A 17,829-nucleotide genomic window follows, 5' to 3' on the forward strand; every position below is an offset into this window, starting at 1 on the left:
CTATGAATGACCTTGGCTAAAAAACTTGTGCTGCTGCTGATGGCCGCTGGAATGCTGCTTGCCGTCTTCCTCGAAAGCGTGCCGGCGCAGAGCGAGGAGATGAAGCACGACATGGGTGCCATGGCCATGGGAGCGGAAAGCCCTTCCACGGCAGGCTACAAGGCGGCAATGGACAAGATGCATACCGACATGATGGCCTCCCAATATACCGGCAGCGCCGATGTCGATTTCGTCCGTGGCATGATCCCGCACCATCAGGGGGCGATCGACATGGCCAAGGTCGAGCTTGCCAATGGCAAGGATCCGGAAATCCGCAAACTCGCCGAAGGCGTCATCGCCGCGCAGGAAGCCGAAATCAAGCAGATGCAGGACTGGCTCGCCGCCCATCCGGTGAAGTAAGGCATCAAACCGCGGCGACAGGAGAATCCGAGCTCCATCCTGGATCTCTCCGTTTGCTTGTGATGCCATGCGCCTCGATCGCTTACCCAGGAGTCCCCATGCCCACGACGACAAGAACCACCAAGCTGCCTTCGGGCGACGCCGTCCAGGTGCTGGGACAGGGCACCTGGAAAATGGGTGAGGATGCCCGCCGTCGAGCCGGGGAGGTCAATGCCTTGAAGCTTGGGCTGGACCTCGGCATGACGCTGATCGACACCGCCGAAATGTATGCCAGCGGCGGCGCCGAGGAGGTGGTGGCCGAAGCCATTGCAGGCCGGCGCGAAGAACTCTTTCTCGTCTCCAAGGTGCTGCCGTCCAACGCCTCGCGAGCCGGCGTGCCGGCGGCTTGCGAGAAAAGCCTGAAGCGCTTGCGCACCGATCGCATCGATCTCTATCTCCTGCACTGGCCGGGCAGCGTGCCGTTGGCCGAGACTGTCGAGGCCTTCGAGGCGTTGAAGAAGGCCGGCAAGATCCGCCACTGGGGCGTCAGCAATTTCGACACCGACGAGATGGAGGAACTGACCGGGCTCGGCGCCGGCGGCAATGTCCAGACCAATCAGGTGCTTTACAATCTGTCGCGGCGCGGCCCCGAGTTCGATCTGGTACCCTGGAGCCGAGAGCGAGGTATCCCCTTGATGGCCTATTCGCCGGTGGAGCAGGGTGCCTTGGCGCGTAACAGCAGGCTTGACGCCATCGCCGCCCGCCACAATGCGACCCCTGCGCAAATCGCCTTGGCCTGGGTGATGCATCAGGACGGCGTTATCGCCATTCCCAAGGCCAGCAGCCAGGAGCACGTCCGCCAGAACTTTGCCGCGCTGGACATAAAGCTTACGTCCGGTGACCTCGCCGATCTTGACCGTGCCTTCCCGCCGCCGACGCGAAAACGCGGGCTGGAGATGATCTGATTATTTCCCCGTCAGCCCCTTCAGCCGGTAAAGCGCCTCCAGCGCTTCCTTGGGGGTCATCTCGTCGGGATTGATGTCGCCGAGCGCGACGCCCAGCGCGTCGCTCTTCACCGGCTTTGGCGCTTCCCGTTTCATCGCCACCGAAAACAGCGGTAGGTCATCGACCAGCCGGTTGGTCTTGCCGGAGACCTCGCCTTCCTCCAGTTGGTGCAGCACCGCCTTGGCGCGGTCGACCACCGCTTCCGGCAGGCCGGCGAGCCGCGCCACCTGGACGCCGTAGGAGCGGTCGGCGGCACCCTTGCCGACCTCGTGCAGGAAAACGACGTCGCCTTCCCACTCCTTGACCCGCATGGTGACATTGGAAAGCCGCGCCAGCTTTCCCGCGAGCGACGTCATTTCGTGGAAATGGGTGGCGAAGATCGCCCGGCAGCGGTTCTTCTCGTGCAGATACTCCACCGCCGCCCAGGCAATCGACAGCCCATCGAAGGTGGCGGTGCCGCGGCCGATCTCGTCGAGGATCACCAGCGCCCGTTCGCCGGCTTGGTTGAGGATCGCCGCCGTCTCCACCATCTCGACCATGAAGGTCGAGCGGCCGCGCGCCAGGTCGTCCGAGGCGCCGACGCGTGAGAACAGCCGGTCGACGACGCCAATATGGGCAGACGCCGCAGGCACGAAGGAGCCGGTCTGAGCCAGGATGGCGATCAGCGCGTTCTGCCGCAGGAACGTCGACTTACCACCCATGTTGGGACCGGTCAGCAGCCAGATCGCGCCGTTCTTGGCATTGCCCTCCGGCGAGAGGTCGCAATCATTGGCGACGAACGGGCCTTCGCCCGAACGGCGCAGCGCCTGTTCGACCACTGGATGCCGCCCGCCAGAAATCTCGAAGGCAAGGCTGGAATCCACCACCGGCCGGCACCAGGCCTCGCTTTCCGACAGAAACGCAAGCGCCGCCGACACGTCGAGCACGGCAAGCGCGTCGGCACCGGCGCGGATCGCCTCGGCCGCGCCGACCGCCTCCGCCGTCAGCGCATCGAAGGCGGCCAGTTCGATGCTCAGTGCCCGGTCGGCGGCATTGGCGATCTTGGTCTCGAGTTCGGCGAGTTCGGTCGTGGTGAAACGCATGGCGTTGGCCATGGTCTGGCGGTGAATGAAGCGCGCCTTGGCGCCATCGCTGCCAGTCATGACGGCATGATGATTGGCCGTCACCTCGATATAGTAACCGAGCACATTGTTGTGCCGGATCTTCAGGGAGCGGATGCCGGTCTCCTCGATCAACGAGCGCTCCAGTCCGGCGATCACTTTTCGTGACTCGTCGCGCAACGCCCGCATCTCGTCGAGTTCCGGGTGATAGCCGCCGCGAACGAAGCCGCCGTCTCGTTTGAGCAGCGGCAGTTCCTCGCCGAGCGCCTGGGTGAGATGCTGGGCAAGCGCCTTGGGCAGCGCGTTAATCGCCGCCATTGCGCCGGCCAGTTCCCAAGGCAAGGCGGTCGCGGCAAAGGTTTCGGCGATGGCGCCTGCCGCCTCGAAGCCGGCGCGCAACGCGCCGAGATCGCGTGGCCCGCCCCGGTTGAGCGCCAGCCTGGACAAGGCGCGAGGCATGTCGGCGACGCTCTTCAGGCTCATCCGCACCGCCTGGCAAAGCCTGACCTCGGAGCGGAAGAACGAGACGGAGTCCAGTCGCGCGCCGATGGCCGCTGGGTCGGTCAGCGGCGCCATCAGCCGGTCGGCGAGCAACCTTGCGCCGCCACCGGTCACCGTGCGGTCGATCGCCTTGAACAACGAACCCTCGCGGCTGCCGGACAGCGTACGCAACAGTTCGAGATTGCCGCGCGTCGCCGGATCGATGAACAGGGTCGAGCCCTGCTCCTCGCGCTCGGGCCTCGACAGCGGCGGCCGCTCGGCCTTTTGCGTCTTCTCGACATAGGCGATGGCGCCCGAGATGGCCGACAGTTCGGCGCGCGAAAACGTGCCGAAACTGTCTGGTGTCGCCACCTCGAAGAAACGCGCGATCCGTCCCGTGGCCGAGGCCGAATCGAACAGGCTCGGCGGCTGTGGGCTGGCGACACGGCCGAGCACGTCGAACACCGGCTTCAGGTCGGGATCATGAAACACTGGCTCGGCGACGATGAGCTCGCGCGGATCGACACGGAAGATGTCGGCCAGCAGCCGGTCGCCGGTGGTCTCGGCGACGCGGAAGGCACCGGTCGAGATGTCGATCCAGGCAATTGCAAAGCTGTGCTCGCTGCCGCCCTTCACCCGACCCAACGCCATCAGGAAACTCGATTCCGACGGCGCCAGCAATTTGTCCTCGGTGATGGTGCCCGGCGTCACCAGCCGCACCACGTCGCGGCGCACGACCGATTTGGAGCCGCGTTTCTTTGCCTCGGCCGGATCCTCGATCTGCTCGCAGACGGCAACGCGGAAGCCCTGGCCGATCAGCTTCTGCAAATAGTCGTCGGCCGCATGCACCGGCACGCCGCACATTGGAATGTCGTGGCCCTGATGCTTGCCGCGTTTGGTGAGCACGATGCCCAGCGCCCGGCTCGCCTTCTCGGCATCGTCGAAGAACAGCTCGTAGAAATCGCCCATGCGGTAGAACAGCAGCGAATCCGGGTTAGCCGCCTTGATCTCGATGAACTGCTCCATCATCGGCGTGACGGTGGCAACGCCGGGCTGCGGCGGCGTCATCGCCTCGGGGGCGGCGTCGGGCTCGTTCGGGCTGTGCATGTTCATGGCGCGGCACGCTAGCAGATGTGATGGCGGGGTTTAATGCCAGGCCATCGAAAAGCAGGGGAAGACCGCGAGCTGTCTCCTCGGAATGGCTATTCGGCTGCATTGCCCGACGCGGCGATCCCAAATATCTGTCGTCCTTGGGTATAGTGGCGGGGGCGTCATGGACAAAGACGGGCACGAAACGTTCGAGGAGATGGTGGGACCGATCGACTCGCCATTCGAGCGCTTCTGGCTCAATGCTGCTCGCCAGGCCGGCCAAAGGGTAGGCAATCTGAAGCAGCTGGCGGCCAATAGGCTTCCTTTCATCCTTCCGACTACCGGCCCTTTCTCCGGTTTCGACGGAGGCATCCGGGTAGCTGTCCATGTCCTCAGTCATGATCCGCTGGTGATCTACACGCCGATCGGCGGCGAGCGCCCCCTCAACTCGGTCGTGGCAATCGGCCGTCGCCTGGCCTCGCGCCGCGCCGCCTTCCTGATGATGCCTAACTGGACACTCGAGCGGCCGCGTCTCATCCCAAAGCTCGGCAGGGACCTCGTCTGGCACCGCGAGCGATTTCCAGCTCATGAGTTGATTTTTCTCTGCAACACCGAGGAAGAGCGCCGTCTGGTCACCGCTGTTGGAGGAACCGCGATCTTCTCCAACCACAATCTGATGATCAACGAGGACATCTTCCGACCCTTGCCGGATGTCCCCGTCGAGTTCGACGCGGTCTATAATGCTCGCATCTCGCACACCAAGCGCCACCACCTCGCCTTCGATATCGAAAGGCTGGCCCACATCACCTTTTCGATCGGCGAGTTGCCGCGGGCCGGCAACCGTGCCTTCATCCGCCGCTTGCAGGCGCAATCGCCGCTGCATCGCATCGCCAACCCGATCATCGATGGTCTGGCTGGCTTGCTGCCGCCGCAGGAGATCAACCGCATCTACAACCAGGCTGCGGTTGGCCTCTGTCTGTCGGCGGCGGAAGGAGCGATGCGCTCCAGCATGGAATATCTGATGGCGGGGTTGCCGGTGGTGAGCACGCCCAGTCTTGGCGGCCGGGACGTCTTTTTCGATCCGGACTATTGCATCATCGCCGAGCCCGATCCGGCTGCCATCCGGCGCGCGGTCGAGACGCTGCGCGATCGCGCCATTCCCCGCGAGGAGATTCGCAACCGCACGCTGGCCAAGGTGCGGGCTCAACGACAGGAACTCACAGTGTTCCTGTCGGAACTGTTGAAGAGGATGGGAAGCAGCCAGCCGCCGCTATCGCAATGGCCGTTTCCCGAAATTGGTCTCTTGCGGCGCTGGGCAACGGCCCGCCAGCATGCGCACGAAATCACGACATTTGGAACGGCGCGGAAAGGCTTCTGACCGGCCGTGTCCGCTTTGAAGGAGGCTTGCCCAGCTTCGTGGTTTACACGCGGGGGCCCGTGGTCTTAATTCGCAAGCACACAGGCACCCGTTTCAAGGAGGTGCTTCATCGGCGAGGAAATCAAAAGCATCATGGCCAGGAAAACCGAGAACAACGGTCCGTCCGTCAGCGCGCAGGAAGCGCTCGAATTCCACGCCATGGGCCGACCCGGCAAGCTGGAGATCGTCGCCACCAAACCGATGATGACGCAACGCGATCTCAGCCTCGCCTATTCGCCGGGCGTCGCCGTGCCGGTGCGAGCCATCGCCGAGGATCCATCCAAAGCCTTCGATTACACGACGCGCGGCAACATGGTCGCCGTCATCTCAAACGGCACCGCCATTCTTGGCCTCGGCAATCTCGGCGCGCTGGCCTCAAAGCCGGTGATGGAAGGCAAGGCGGTGCTGTTCAAGCGCTTCGCCGATGTCGATTCCATCGACCTCGAGGTCGACACCGAGGATGCCGACGAGTTCATCAACTGCGTGCGCTTCCTCGGTCCTTCCTTCGGCGGCATCAACCTGGAGGACATCAAGGCGCCGGAGTGCTTCATCATCGAGCAGCGCCTGCGCGAGCTGATGGACATTCCGGTCTTCCATGACGACCAGCACGGCACCGCCATCATCTCGGCCGCCGGCCTGATCAACGCGCTGGAGATTACCGGCCGCGACATGAAGACCACGAAGATGGTCTGCAATGGCGCGGGTGCCGCCGGCATCGCCTGTATCGAGTTGATGAAGGCGATGGGTTTTTCGCCCGAAAACATCACCTTGTGCGACACCAAGGGCGTGGTCTTCCAGGGCCGCACCGAAGGCATGAACCAGTGGAAGTCGGCGCATGCGGTCAAGACGGAGGCGCGTTCCCTGGCCGAAGCGCTCGACGGTGCCGACGTCTTCCTCGGCCTTTCCGCCAAGGGGGCGCTGACCACCGCCATGGTGCAGTCGATGGCCAAGAACCCGATCATCTTCGCCATGGCCAACCCCGATCCCGAGATCACCCCGGAGGAAGTCGCCGAGATCCGCACCGACGCCATCATGGCCACCGGGCGGTCGGATTACGCCAATCAGGTCAACAACGTGCTCGGCTTTCCCTACATCTTTCGCGGCGCGCTGGATGTCAGGGCCACCACCATCAATGATGACATGAAGGTCGCCGCCGCCCGCGCGCTGGCCGAACTGGCGCGCCAGGACGTGCCCGACGATGTCGCCGCGGCCTATCAGGGCAATCGGCCGAAATTCGGCCCCAACTACATCATTCCGGTGCCGTTCGACCCGCGCCTGATCTCGGCCATCCCGATTGCCGTGGCCAAGGCGGCAATGGACTCGGGCGTCGCGCGCAAGCCGATCCTCGATCTCGACCGTTACGCGCAGGAGCTTTCCGCCCGCCGCGACCCGATCGCCTCGACCCTGCAGCGCATCTACGACCGCGTGCGCCGCCAGCCCAAGCGCATCGTCTTCGCCGAGGGCGAGGAGGAGCAGGTGATGCGCGCCGCTGTCTCCTACGTGAACCAGCGGCTCGGCACCGCCATCCTGCTCGGTCGCGACGACGTCATCAAGGAGAACGCCAGGCACGCCGGCATCGACCTGAACAAGCAAGGCATCGAGATCATCAATGCGCGCCTGTCGCGCCGCAATTCGATCTACACCGACTATCTCTACGAACGCATGCAGCGCAAAGGCTTCCTGTTCCGCGACTGCCAGCGGCTGATCAACAACGACCGCAACCATTTCGCCGCCTGCATGGTGGCGCTGGGCGACGCCGACGGCATCGTCACCGGCGTGACCCGCAACTATTCGACGGCGCTTGACGACATCAGGCGCGTCATCGACGCCAAGCCCGGCCACCGCGTCATCGGCGTCTCGATCGTGCTCGCGCGCGGCAAGACCGTGCTGGTCGCCGACACCGCGGTGCACGACATGCCCAACGCCGAGCAGATCGCCGACATCGCCGAGGAGGCGGCGGGCTTCGCGCGCCGCATGGGCTACGAGCCAAGGCTCGCGATGCTTGCTTATTCCACCTTCGGCCATCCACAGGGCGAACGTTCCGAGCGTGTCCAGGAAGCCGTGCGCATCCTCGACAAGCGGCGCGTCGACTTCGAATATGACGGCGAGATGGCCGCCGACGTCGCGCTCAACGCCCGCGCCATGGCGCAATACCCGTTCATAAGGCTGACCGGTCCGGCCAACGTCCTGATCATGCCGGCTTTCCACTCGGCCTCGATCTCGACCAAGATGCTGCAGGAACTCGGCGGCTCGACCGTCATCGGCCCGCTGCTGGTCGGCCTGAACAAGCCGGTGCAGATCGTGTCGCTGAATGCCAAGGACAGCGATATCGTGAACATGGCGGCGATCGCCGCCTATACGGCGGGGGCTTGAGGGGCTTTCCTCCGTGTTGGACGCCTCACGCCAGCCGCATCACCTGCTTGTGGCTGGCGATCTCCGACAGCAGCCAATCCCGAAACAGCCTGACGCTGGTTGAATTGCGGTTGCCGGGCTTCTGCCGCAGGCAGTAGCTCTGTGGAATTGCGTGGCGGATCGTGAAGGGCGCGACCAGCTGGCCGCTGGCCAGCAGGTCCTCGACCATGATGTTGTCGGCCAGCGCAACGCCGCCGCCATTGACGGCCTCACGGACGGCAAGCGCCGGGTCGTGGAAGATCGGGCCAGATTTCGCGTCCAATCCGGCGAGCCCCTCCTTCTCGAACCACTCCTCCCACCACGCCGTGGTGTTTTCATGCAGCAGCCGGCAGCTTGCGAGATCGGCGGGTTTTCGTGGTGCATTCTTTTTGTCGAGGAAAGCGGGCGAGCACACCGGAAAGATGACGAGCGAGACGAGCGGAAGGAGCGAGGGATCGCCGGTCTCAACGGTGAACAGCACCAGCAGATCGGCGCTCGGGTTGCCGCCCCGGTTCTCGTCGTCATGAATCGAGATATCGAGTTCGCAGTTGGGATGCCGGTCGCGGAAGCGTGGCAAGCGATCGGCGAGCCAGAGGTTCATGAAGGTGGCGTTGATCGACAACGAAGCGCGTCTGGCCTTGCGGCCTATTGCCTGTTCGCCGGTTTCCTCGGTCGCATTCTCGATTTCGCGGAAAGCCGCCGACAGCCGGCGGGCGTAGTGTGTCGCCTTCGGCGTCAGCGCCACTTGCCGGAAGCCGCGCTCGAACAGGTCGAGGCCCAGCGCCTGTTCCAGCAGCCGGATGTGGCGGCTTACCGCCGAAGGGGTGAGCCGGAGTTCGTCCGCCGCTTCCTTGAAGCTGCGCAGCCGTGCCGCCGCTTCGAAAGCCCTGATAGCATTCAGTGAGGGGAGCTTCATGGGGTGATGAGACAGCATCAGGTGAATTTTTGTCAACTGACTTGGGCCGAAAAGCCGTTTGTCTGAAAATGCCGCGTCCGTCAGTTTATGGCCATAGCCCTTCTGCTGGAAAGCCGCCCCATGCGCAGTCTCGCCCTGCTTGCCGCTTCGATGCTTTGCCTCTCCGCCGCCTCGCTTTGCGGTGCAGCCGCGGCCGAGGACAAGATCGTCAACATCTTCTTCTGGTACGACTACGTGCCAGCCGACACGATCACGGAATTTGAAAAACAGACCGGTATCAAGGTGGTTTACGACACTTTCGATTCCGTCGACATGCTGACGACCAAGGCGCTGACCGGAGGCTCGGGCTACGACATCATCATGCCGGGCGCGGCGTTGGTCGGACAATATGCCGAGGCCGGCGCCATTCAGAAACTCGACAAGGCCAAAATCCCCAATGCCGGCGGCCTCAACCCTGACATCATGGCATTCCTCGCCAGGCAGGATCCAGGCAATGTCTACGCGCTCCCCTACGCTTATGGCACCACGGGCATCATGTATAACCCGGCCAAGGTCGCCGCGCGGATGAAGGACGCGCCGGTTGACAGCCTCGACATGATCTTCAAGCCGGAGATCGCGGCCAAATTCCAGGATTGCGGCATCGCCATGGTCGATTCGCCAGAAGGCGTGATGTCGGTGGCGCTCAACTATCTCGGCTTCGATCCGTTCTCCACCGACGAGGCCGAGCTGCGCAAAGCCGGCGCATTGCTGGCTGCCATCAAGCCTTACATCAGGCATTTCAAATCCGGGTCGATCATGAGCGAACTGGCAGCGGGCGACCTCTGCCTGGCGCTCGGCTGGAGCGGCGACGCGATCGGCGCCAACGCCAAGGCAGCGGACTCCAAGAACGGCGTCGACGTGCGCTATTCCGTACCTAGGGAAGGTACGGAGATATTCTTCGACGTGATGACCGTGCCGGTCGATGCGCCGCATCCCGAAAATGCGCATGCCCTGATGAATTTCCTGATGGCACCGCAAGTCAGCGCCCGCTTCACCAACGCGACGCTCTATCCCAATGCCGTGCAGGCAGCGACGCCTTTGGTCGATGAAACCGTGCGCGACAACCCGAACATCTATTTCTCGAAAGACATGCTGAAGCGGCTGTTCGCTGCCCAGCCGCGCGACCCGAAATCGCTGCGTCTGGTCACCCGCCTCTGGACGAGCTTCGTCACCGGCACGAACTGAGCCGTATCTGTCACCCCCTCATTCCCCAGAAATGGACCTCGGCAAATGTTGCAGCCCCTTCCTCGTGCCCGCGAAACCGACGATGCCGTCTTCGGCAAGCATATCCACGGCGGCTCGCACGAGCCGGTCTACAGCGGCGTGCTCTCCTTCATGCGACGCCGGCTGAGCCGCGATCTCGCCGGCGTCGACGTCGCCATCTGGGGAATTCCCTTTGATGCCGCCGTCTCCAACCGTCCGGGCGCCCGTTTCGGGCCGCAAGGCGTGCGGCGTGCTTCAGCCATCCTCGAGGGCGATCCGCAATATCCTTTCCAGACCGATCCGTTCGAAAGGCTGGCGGTCGTCGACTACGGCGATTGCGGGCTCGATTTCGGCAGGCATGACGACACGCCGCGGCAGATCGAGGCGCAAGCGAGCGAGGTCGTCGATGCCGGCGTGACGCTGCTTTCCATTGGCGGCGACCATTATGTGACATGGCCGCTGCTTCGGGCCCACGCGAAAAAATACGGCCCCATGGCGATGGTCCAGTTCGATGCCCATCAGGACACCTGGTACGACGAGGACACGCGCATCGACCATGGCTCGTTTGTCGCAAGGGCCGTTCGCGAAGGCATCGTCAGGCCGGACCGGTCCATCCAGGTCGGCATCCGCACGCATGCTCCCGAAACCCTCGGTCTGGAGATCCTTTACGGTGAGGATGTCGCCGAGCTTGGTGTCATGGGTGTCGTGGAGCGCATCAAGGCCCGTGTTGGCGATGCCAGGACCTATCTGACCTTCGACATCGATTGCCTCGATCCGGCCTATGCTCCTGGCACGGGCACTCCGGTCGCGGGCGGCTTGTCCTCTCGCGAGGCGCTGATGATCCTGCGCCGGCTCGGTTCGCTCGACATTGTCGGCGCCGACGTTGTCGAGGTGGCGCCCGCCTATGACCACGCCGATATCACGTCGCTTGCCGGGGCGGCGGTGCTGCAGCACTATCTCGGCCTGCTCGCGGAACGAAAGGGCTGACACCGCGCCGACTTCACCCCGGTGCGAACGCCCGCGCCGCCTCCACGACTTCCTCCGCCTGGTCCTGCCGCATCAGGTCGATCGGAATGCGGCCGTCGAGCTGTGCCGCAGGGCGGCTCAGCCACAGCCATGCGAGTCTCGGATTGCCGATCAGCTCCAGCACGTCGCTTATGCCCGCGACCGGCCTACCATCGACGAACTGCGCCAGCGGGAAGACGTGCTTGCGGCCGCCCTTGCGCAGAGCGATGACGTCGCCGCGCCTCTGCCAGCGGTGCAAGGTGGAGCGGGCGATGCGCAGGTTCTCTTCCAGATAGGTCGAGCCGGCGACGCGGCCGGCCCAGTCCTCGATCAGCATCGATTCGAGGTTGTCGGAATGGGGAAGCGGGAGCGGGGTGTCGGCGCCGGCCAAAAGGGCCGAGGACAGGTTCTTCGCGCCAGCGGTGCCGGCTTCGCCGCGGCGCGCGGCTTCCGCCGCCAGCGCCCGCACGAATTTCTGGGCCAGACCCGGAAGGTCGGCATGGATGGCGTCGATGGCGCGCTGGTGCTTGGGCGACAGCTGGGTGACGGCGGACGCTATGCTGCCGGCGATCTTGCCGACCGAGACCATTGTGGGGCCGTTGATGGCTTCGTCATAGTGGGCAAGCGCACGCTCGACCTTTTCCGCTACCATGTCGGCGAAATCGTCTTGCGTGATGCCGGTCGTCTTGGTCTGAAATGTCGTCTTAATCTGAAATCTTGTCATGCATCTGTTTTCTGGGCCGCGCGCTCTCCTCCCTCGGCCGCGGCCGGTTGTTGAACGGTTACGGCGGAAAGTGGAAAGTGCGACGGCAACAGATGTAGCGACCCGACAGGTTGCTGTCCTGCATTGCTTCACACCCGATTAGCATGTCGAAATGTCAGTCACGGCACGCTCGCATTTCGTGTAGGAGCGGTATGTGACAGCTGCGCGACGGTCGGAAGCGGTCTGCGCTTGCCTTACCCCACAAGGGGGCGAAGAGAAAGGCCTTGTTACAACAACCCCGCCCACTCGGCCTCTTTGCGCAGATTCTGCCGTGGCCTAGGGCCTATCTGTTGGATTACCAATCCGGCCGCCAGTGAGCCAAGATCGCCGCAGGTCTGGAGGTCGCGCCCCTGTGTGTAGCCATGCAGGAAACCGGCGGCGTAGAGATCGCCGGCGCCCGTCGTGTCGACCAGTTCCTTGATGGCGGTCGCCTGGATGACCACTGTCTCGTCGCCACGCACGATAACCGAGCCCTTTTCGGAGCGTGTAACCGCCGCGATCCTGCAATCCTTGCGTATCTGCGCCAGCGCTTCCTCGAACGATGGCGTCTGGTAAAGCGACTTGATCTCGTGGCTGTTGGCAAAAACGATATCGACCGTGCCCGAACGCATCAGGTCGAGGAACTCGTCGCGGTAACGGTCGACGCAGAACGAATCCGACAAGGTCATCGATACTTCGCGACCGGCCGCGTGCGCCAGTTTCGCCGTCTGCCGGATGGCTTCCTTGGCGCGGGGCGGGTCCCACAGATAACCCTCGAAATAGGTCACCTTGGCGCCGGACGCCTTGTCGGCTTCGACATCTTCCGGCCCGAGTTCGACGCAGGCGCCGAGATAGGTGTTCATCGAGCGCTCGCCATCGGGGGTGACGAAGATCATCGAGCGCGCCGTCGGTGGCTCGCCCTGGAGCGGCCTGGTGTCGAAGGCGACACCCTGCGCGTGGATGTCGTGCGCGTAGATTTCGCCCAGCGCATCGTTGGAGACCTTGCCGAAGAAGGCGGCGCGTCCGCCGAAGGAGGCAACACCTGCCGCCGTGTTGCCGGCGCTGCCGCCGGAGGCCTCGATCGCCGGGCCCATGCGGCTGTAGAGCAATTCGGCGCGCTGCGTGTCGATGAGATTCATCGCACCCTTGATGATGCCGTTGGTCTCGAGGAATTCCTCCTCGCACTGGGCGATGATGTCGACAATCGCATTGCCGATGCAAAGCACGTCATAATCCGGCATCAATGTCTCCGCCAAAAACCCGGGCCGGCTTCTTGCCATGCCCGCGCGGGTCTACAGCATGATCCTGAAAACTGGCAACCGATTTTCTGTCCTTGCCGCACCAGCCAGGCGCTACGACAATTCGTCCGTGGCCGAAACATTTCGTCGCGATGTCGCCTACATCTGCGCCTGTTCGATCACGGTCCGAAGGCGCGAGCCCATGCCTGCCAAAAACGACACGACCACCGACTTGGCATTGCTTGGTGTGCTGGCGGTACTTTGGGGGGCCTCCTACACCTTCATCAAGATCGGCGTAGAGACCATCCCGCCCATCACCTTCATCGCGGCCCGCACCCTGATCGCCGGCGCCATCCTGTTCGCCATCATCCGCTGGCGCGGGCTTGCCATGCCGGGCGATGCGGCAAGCTGGCGCCGCTTCGCCTTCCAGGCCTGCCTCAACAGCGTCGTCCCGTTCACGCTGATCGCCGCGGCCGAGCGTTCGGTCGACGCCGGCCTTGCCACCATCCTCAATGCCACCTCGCCGATATTCACCTTCCTGCTGACGGCGCTCATCACCCGTCATGAGCCGGTGACCGCGCGCAAGCTGGTCGGCGTCGGCGCCGGGATCGCCGGCATCTGCCTCATCGTCGGCACGCAGGCCCTTGGCGGCATCGGCCACCAGCTCTGGGCACAGATCGCCATCGTCGCGGCAACCGTGTGCTATGCGGGTGCCGCCATCTTCGGCCGTGGTTTCAAGGGCCTCGATCCGATGCTTCCCGCCGCCGGTTCGATGCTGTGCGGCGCCGTCATGCTGGTACCGCTCAGCCTGGCGGTCGACCAGCCATGGACCCTGGCGCCTTCGGCGGCTTCCATCCTTGCCCTGCTCGGCCTGTCGGTGTTTTCGACGGCACTGGCTTTCGTCATCTATTTCCGTCTGATCCACACGCTGGGTTCGGTCGGCACCACGTCTCAGGCCTATCTGCGGGTGCCGATCGGCGTCGGCATCGGCGCCGTCTTCCTCGGTGAAAGCCTGGGTCCCACGGCCTGGCTCGGCATGGGGTTTGTCGTTGCCGGCGTGGCGGCCATGACCATGCCGGTTCGCAAGCCGGCCTTAGCTGGATAGGCAGATCTGGGAGCAGACTAAGGCAAGCAACCGCCCGCGCTTGTGCTCGGGGGCCGCACCCCCTATCTCGAAGGCGTCCTGCCTTGTGGATGTGTCCGCTGACCTGGGGTGAAGCACGGTGATTTTCGACGCTGCCCGCACCGCGGCCCTGGAACTGCTCTCGCCTCCGTTTCGCGCCGTGTTCATCAAGACGCTCGGGCTGACCCTGCTGGCGCTGGTCGCCCTGTGGTTCGGCCTGACCAGCCTGATTGAATGGCTGGCCCTGCCGTGGCTGCAGACGCTGTTGCCCGGCATGCCGTCCTGGGCCGGCTGGTTGGGCGGCATCGTCGCGGCCATCGCGCTGGCCTTCGGCATGGCGCTTCTGATCGCACCGGTCACGGCGGTGATCGCCGGCCTGTTCCTCGACGATGTCGCTGAAGTCGTCGAGCGCACCGATTATCCCGGTGACCCGGCCGGACGCGCCATGCCGGCACTGCGCTCGCTGGTGCTGGCGATAAAATTCTTCGGCGTCGTCATCCTGGGCAACGTCGTGGCGCTGCTGCTTCTGCTGGTGCCGGGCATCAACATCGCCGCCTTCTTCATCGTCAACGGCTATTTGCTCGGGCGCGAATTCTTCGAGTTCGCAGCCATGCGGTTTCGCGGGGAAGAAGAGGCCAGAGCCCTGCGCAGGCAGTATGCCGGTACGGTGTTTCTCTCCGGGCTCGTTGTCGCGGCCTTCCTCGCCGTGCCGCTGCTCAACCTGCTGACGCCGCTCTTCGCCGCCGCCATGATGGTGCACCTGCACAAGGCGATCTCGGCACGGGAAGTCGCACACGCCTCGCGGCGCTAAATCTCTTCAGCGTAGTAGAAACCCGCGCCCCAACTCGTCGTCCGGTTCGACAATGAATTCGGCTCGTCCGGAATAATAAGCACGGCCGCCGACGCGGGCGACGACCGCTTCATGCGCGCCGGCTCGCGCTGTTCGCGCCACCTGCCCGGAAAAGCGCGAGCCGGCGATGCTCTCGAACGTTCGCGTCTGCCCGACGGCGATCTCGCCCTTGGCATGCATTGCCGCCAGCCGGGCGGTGACGCCGGAACCAGTTGGCGAGCGGTCGACCTCCGCCTCGGCGAAGACGCAGATATTCCTGGTGGCCTCTCCGGAAAAGGCGTCCTTTCCATCGGTCAGGATAGTGCCATAGAGGAAGGCGAGGTCATCATGATCAGGATGCGACAGCGGAAACTCGGCCTTCAGCCGGTTCGTCAGCGTGGTTGCCGCATCGACGAAATCGCGCACGCGGTCGCGGCCGAACTCCAAGCCGAATTGATGACAGTCGGCCAGCGCGTAAAAAGCCCCTCCATAGGCGATATCGAAACCGATCTTGCCATAACCAGACAGATCTATCTGTTGGTTGGCGGCAAATAGGAAGGCCGGCACGCTCTCGAACGACACCGCGCCGGCTTTGCCATCGCTGACCGCGACCGAGGCGACGACCAGGCCGCACGGCGCCTCGATGTTCACGGTGGTGAATGGCTCCTGCTTCGCCACCAGCCCTTCATCGACGGCGTAGCGGCCGAGGGCGACGATGGCGTGGCCGCACATGGTCGAATAGCCCTCATTGTGCATGAACAGCACCGCGAGGTCGGCGCCGGGCAAATCGGGCTCGACCAGCAAAGCGCCATACATGTCGTAGTGGCCGCGCGGCTCGAAGATCAGCAGCTTGCGCAAATGGTCGAGATGGTCCCGCACATAGACGCGCTTCTCAAGAATGGTGCCCTTGGGGATAGTGGGATAACCGCCCGTGACGATCCGTAGCGGCTCGCCACCCGTATGCATGTCGACAACAGTAAGGTTCATGCGGCCGAACCCATCCTAGCCCTGGGATTTGCCGAACAGCGCCTGCAGCTTGCCGAACGGCATGGCGGCGCGGGTGAAGCCGAACGTGCCGTCCTGCTGGATTTCGCGCGCCGCCGTCTCCAGCATGCCGTAGGCGAAATTGGTCAGCCATGGCCCAAGCGAAATCCGCCTTGCACCGGCCATGGCGAGGTCGGCGATGGTGAAGCCGGGCCTTGCCATGACATTGACCGGCTTGCCGACCGCCGAGCAAAGCGTCCGGACCATGTCGACGTCGCCGATACCAGGTGCATAGAGCACGTCGGCGCCGGCCTTTTCGAACGCCTGCAGCCGCTTGATCGTGTCGTCGAGATCGGACTTGCCGCAGAGGAAATTCTCGGCTCGCGCCGTGAAGACAAAGTCGCGCTTCAGCGCCCGCGCCGCCTCGACCGCTGCGGCGACGCGCTCGACCGCGTGCGAAAACTCGTAGATGGGCTTTTCAGGATCGCCGGTGTGGTCCTCGATCGAGCAGCCGGCAAGCCCGGCCGCCTCCGCCGCGAAAATGGTTTCGGCGGCCTGCTCAGCGCTGTCCCCCTTGCCTTTCTCGAGATCGGCCGAGACCGGCAGGTCGGTCGCGGCCGTCACCTCGCGGCAATGATGGATCATCTGGTCGAAGGTCACGGCCCCATCCGGCAGGCCGCGCGAAAAGGCAAAGCCGGCGCTGGTGGTGGCCAGTGCCTTGAAGCCGAAGGAGCCGAGCAGCTTCGTCGTGCCCGGATCCCAGGGATTGGGCATGACGAAGGTCGAGGCATGCAGGTCGCGAAAAATCTTGCCCTTGTCCATGAAGGCTCCCCCATATCGAATGTTGGGGCGGATGCTACCGCGCTGTTTGCGGCCGGGCAAACGAATGCGGTTGGTTCAGAAGCGTTTCTCGTTCTCTGCTGCCAATTTCTCGAGAGCGTCGGAATCGGCGGCATAGTGGGACGCCTTGGGGTCCCAGTGGTAGGTGACGGAGATGTCCCGTGAAGCAGCCTTGGGCGGCGCGTCATCACAGTTCTCGGTGTTCGGTACCGTGGCGTCGGTTACCGTCACCTTGACGGCGCCATAGTGCTGGCCGTCGGTCAGCCCGGTTCTTGCCGCCGGTCTTGATGGCAAGCACCGCGGTGTTGGGCAGGCTGACCGCGTCGGGCGGCGATGTATCGAAGTCCGCGCCGGCCGTCCACTGCAGCGGATCAGTGGATCGGCACCAGCCCGGCGAGTTCGCGCATGTCGTCGAACAGAATGCCGCCGGCCTGGATCAAACCATCGCGGTCGGAATAGGGGTCGCCATGATAGGAGAACACGCGCATGCCGGCGGCAATGCCGGCCTGCGTGCCGGCGACACTGTCCTCGATGACGATGCATTCGGCGGGCGCGAAGCCCATGGTTCTGGCCGCATGCAGGAACAGGTCGGGGAACGGCTTGCCGCGCGACACCATGGTGGCGCTGAACATGGCACGTTCGAACAGCGGCAACAGTCCGGTCTGGCCAAGCGTTATGTGCATCTTGGAGATCCTGGCCGAGGTGGCGACGCAATAAGCGATGCCGGCCGCGCGGACCGCCTCGATGAACTCCCGGACATAAGGGATCGCCTCGACGCCATGAGCGAACAGATCCGGCAGGCCGGCATTCCAGCGCTCGACGAAATCGGCGCCGAGCCTGACGCTGGTCGTCTCTTCGATCTCCTTCTGCACCGAGACCATGCTGCGGCCGGAGAAGCTCTTGCGGCAATATTCGAACGTCGTTGGAAACCCGGCGTCGCTCAGCCATTCGGCCAGGCGCCGGTTGGCGAGGTTCTCGGTATCGACCAGGATCCCGTCGCAGTCGAAGATGACGAGCTTTGGCAGCGGCCGTGTTTCAGTCATGTTGGAT

Annotated in this window: 16 protein-coding genes; 8 read left to right on the forward strand and 8 right to left on the reverse strand. The window is 64.0% G+C overall.

The features are described from left to right. The first annotated feature begins 6 nt into the window (after nt 1-6). Both copM and ACVWWD_RS10995 read left to right on the forward strand, forming a co-directional pair. Nucleotides 7-399: a CopM family metallochaperone gene (gene copM, locus ACVWWD_RS10990; RefSeq protein WP_352552339.1), complete on the forward strand. Its 393-nt coding sequence runs from the start codon at nt 7-9 to the stop codon at nt 397-399. A 98-nt stretch (nt 400-497) separates the two neighbouring features. After that, entirely contained in the window at nt 498-1,343 is an 846-nt protein-coding gene (locus ACVWWD_RS10995; RefSeq protein ID WP_352552341.1) for an aldo/keto reductase, read from the forward strand. Here the strand turns inward: ACVWWD_RS10995 and mutS are convergent, their stop codons facing one another. After that, a complete protein-coding gene (mutS, locus tag ACVWWD_RS11000; protein WP_352552343.1) occupies nt 1,344-4,076 on the reverse strand; it encodes a DNA mismatch repair protein MutS in 2,733 nt (910 codons plus the stop codon). Nucleotides 4,077-4,236: 160 nt separating this feature from the next. Between mutS and ACVWWD_RS11005 the strand changes: the two genes are divergently transcribed. Then, a complete protein-coding gene (locus ACVWWD_RS11005) occupies nt 4,237-5,430 on the forward strand; it encodes a glycosyltransferase (protein ID WP_352552346.1) in 1,194 nt (397 codons plus the stop codon). Between the two features lie 132 nt (nt 5,431-5,562). Next, nucleotides 5,563-7,842 (forward strand): NADP-dependent malic enzyme, encoded by a 2,280-nt coding sequence (locus ACVWWD_RS11010; RefSeq protein ID WP_023781637.1) that lies wholly within the window; start codon nt 5,563-5,565, stop codon nt 7,840-7,842. A gap of 25 nt (nt 7,843-7,867) precedes the next feature. Here ACVWWD_RS11010 and ACVWWD_RS11015 read toward each other — a convergent pair whose 3' ends face one another. Continuing rightward, nucleotides 7,868-8,776, reverse strand: coding sequence for a LysR substrate-binding domain-containing protein (locus ACVWWD_RS11015; protein WP_352552349.1), 909 nt, complete (start codon nt 8,774-8,776; stop codon nt 7,868-7,870). A gap of 120 nt (nt 8,777-8,896) precedes the next feature. Between ACVWWD_RS11015 and ACVWWD_RS11020 the strand changes: the two genes are divergently transcribed. Further along, complete coding sequence (locus ACVWWD_RS11020; protein ID WP_023781635.1) at nt 8,897-10,000, forward strand: polyamine ABC transporter substrate-binding protein; 1,104 nt, start codon at nt 8,897-8,899, stop codon at nt 9,998-10,000. A gap of 45 nt (nt 10,001-10,045) precedes the next feature. After that, nucleotides 10,046-11,005, forward strand: a complete 960-nt coding sequence (gene speB, locus ACVWWD_RS11025) for an agmatinase (RefSeq protein WP_352552352.1) — start codon at nt 10,046-10,048, stop codon at nt 11,003-11,005. A gap of 13 nt (nt 11,006-11,018) precedes the next feature. Here the strand turns inward: speB and ACVWWD_RS11030 are convergent, their stop codons facing one another. Both ACVWWD_RS11030 and ACVWWD_RS11035 read right to left on the reverse strand, forming a co-directional pair. After that, entirely contained in the window at nt 11,019-11,747 is a 729-nt protein-coding gene (locus ACVWWD_RS11030; protein ID WP_352552354.1) for an antitoxin Xre/MbcA/ParS-like domain-containing protein, read from the reverse strand. Nucleotides 11,748-12,013: 266 nt separating this feature from the next. Beyond that, nucleotides 12,014-13,006, reverse strand: coding sequence for an adenosine kinase (locus ACVWWD_RS11035; protein WP_023792717.1), 993 nt, complete (start codon nt 13,004-13,006; stop codon nt 12,014-12,016). A 199-nt stretch (nt 13,007-13,205) separates the two neighbouring features. On the opposite strand from ACVWWD_RS11035, the gene ACVWWD_RS11040 reads away from it, so the two are divergent. Together ACVWWD_RS11040 and ACVWWD_RS11045 are read left to right on the forward strand one after the other, a co-directional pair. Continuing rightward, nucleotides 13,206-14,108, forward strand: coding sequence for an EamA family transporter (locus tag ACVWWD_RS11040; RefSeq protein ID WP_352550224.1), 903 nt, complete (start codon nt 13,206-13,208; stop codon nt 14,106-14,108). Nucleotides 14,109-14,226: 118 nt separating this feature from the next. Further along, nucleotides 14,227-14,937, forward strand: a complete 711-nt coding sequence (locus tag ACVWWD_RS11045; RefSeq protein WP_023772533.1) for a sulfate transporter family protein — start codon at nt 14,227-14,229, stop codon at nt 14,935-14,937. A 6-nt stretch (nt 14,938-14,943) separates the two neighbouring features. Here ACVWWD_RS11045 and ACVWWD_RS11050 read toward each other — a convergent pair whose 3' ends face one another. The 4 genes from ACVWWD_RS11050 to ACVWWD_RS11065 all read right to left on the reverse strand — a co-directional run bounded on the left by ACVWWD_RS11050 (nt 14,944) and on the right by ACVWWD_RS11065 (nt 17,822). After that, nucleotides 14,944-15,942: a proline racemase family protein gene (locus ACVWWD_RS11050; RefSeq protein WP_352550225.1), complete on the reverse strand. Its 999-nt coding sequence runs from the start codon at nt 15,940-15,942 to the stop codon at nt 14,944-14,946. Nucleotides 15,943-15,957: 15 nt separating this feature from the next. Then, nucleotides 15,958-16,761 carry an isocitrate lyase/PEP mutase family protein gene (locus ACVWWD_RS11055; protein ID WP_352550226.1) on the reverse strand — a complete coding sequence of 268 codons (804 nt, stop codon included), beginning with the start codon at nt 16,759-16,761 and terminating at the stop codon, nt 15,958-15,960. A gap of 75 nt (nt 16,762-16,836) precedes the next feature. Continuing rightward, the gene (locus ACVWWD_RS11060) at nt 16,837-17,073 is read right to left on the reverse strand and encodes a hypothetical protein (RefSeq protein ID WP_352550227.1); all 237 of its coding nucleotides are present in this window, start codon (nt 17,071-17,073) and stop codon (nt 16,837-16,839) included. Nucleotides 17,074-17,150: 77 nt separating this feature from the next. Next, the gene (locus ACVWWD_RS11065; RefSeq protein ID WP_352550228.1) at nt 17,151-17,822 is read right to left on the reverse strand and encodes an HAD family hydrolase; all 672 of its coding nucleotides are present in this window, start codon (nt 17,820-17,822) and stop codon (nt 17,151-17,153) included. Nucleotides 17,823-17,829 lie beyond the last annotated feature (7 nt).

The organism is Mesorhizobium sp. URHB0026, assembly GCF_054059755.1.

What these genes read in the sequence shown, in the direction of transcription:
- ACVWWD_RS11020 (WP_023781635.1), top strand. Translation starts at nt 8,897, where the DNA reads ATGCGCAGTCTCGCCCTGCTTGCCGCTTCGATGCTTTGCCTCTCCGCC.
- ACVWWD_RS11055 (WP_352550226.1), bottom strand. Translation starts at nt 16,761, where the DNA reads ATGGACAAGGGCAAGATTTTTCGCGACCTGCATGCCTCGACCTTCGTC.
- ACVWWD_RS11010 (WP_023781637.1), top strand. Translation starts at nt 5,563, where the DNA reads ATGGCCAGGAAAACCGAGAACAACGGTCCGTCCGTCAGCGCGCAGGAA.
- ACVWWD_RS11050 (WP_352550225.1), bottom strand. Translation starts at nt 15,942, where the DNA reads ATGAACCTTACTGTTGTCGACATGCATACGGGTGGCGAGCCGCTACGG.
- ACVWWD_RS11015 (WP_352552349.1), bottom strand. Translation starts at nt 8,776, where the DNA reads ATGAAGCTCCCCTCACTGAATGCTATCAGGGCTTTCGAAGCGGCGGCA.
- ACVWWD_RS10995 (WP_352552341.1), top strand. Translation starts at nt 498, where the DNA reads ATGCCCACGACGACAAGAACCACCAAGCTGCCTTCGGGCGACGCCGTC.
- copM (WP_352552339.1), top strand. Translation starts at nt 7, where the DNA reads ATGACCTTGGCTAAAAAACTTGTGCTGCTGCTGATGGCCGCTGGAATG.
- ACVWWD_RS11065 (WP_352550228.1), bottom strand. Translation starts at nt 17,822, where the DNA reads ATGACTGAAACACGGCCGCTGCCAAAGCTCGTCATCTTCGACTGCGAC.
- ACVWWD_RS11040 (WP_352550224.1), top strand. Translation starts at nt 13,206, where the DNA reads ATGCCTGCCAAAAACGACACGACCACCGACTTGGCATTGCTTGGTGTG.
- ACVWWD_RS11030 (WP_352552354.1), bottom strand. Translation starts at nt 11,747, where the DNA reads ATGACAAGATTTCAGATTAAGACGACATTTCAGACCAAGACGACCGGC.
- ACVWWD_RS11005 (WP_352552346.1), top strand. Translation starts at nt 4,237, where the DNA reads ATGGACAAAGACGGGCACGAAACGTTCGAGGAGATGGTGGGACCGATC.
- mutS (WP_352552343.1), bottom strand. Translation starts at nt 4,076, where the DNA reads ATGAACATGCACAGCCCGAACGAGCCCGACGCCGCCCCCGAGGCGATG.
- ACVWWD_RS11035 (WP_023792717.1), bottom strand. Translation starts at nt 13,006, where the DNA reads ATGCCGGATTATGACGTGCTTTGCATCGGCAATGCGATTGTCGACATC.
- speB (WP_352552352.1), top strand. Translation starts at nt 10,046, where the DNA reads ATGTTGCAGCCCCTTCCTCGTGCCCGCGAAACCGACGATGCCGTCTTC.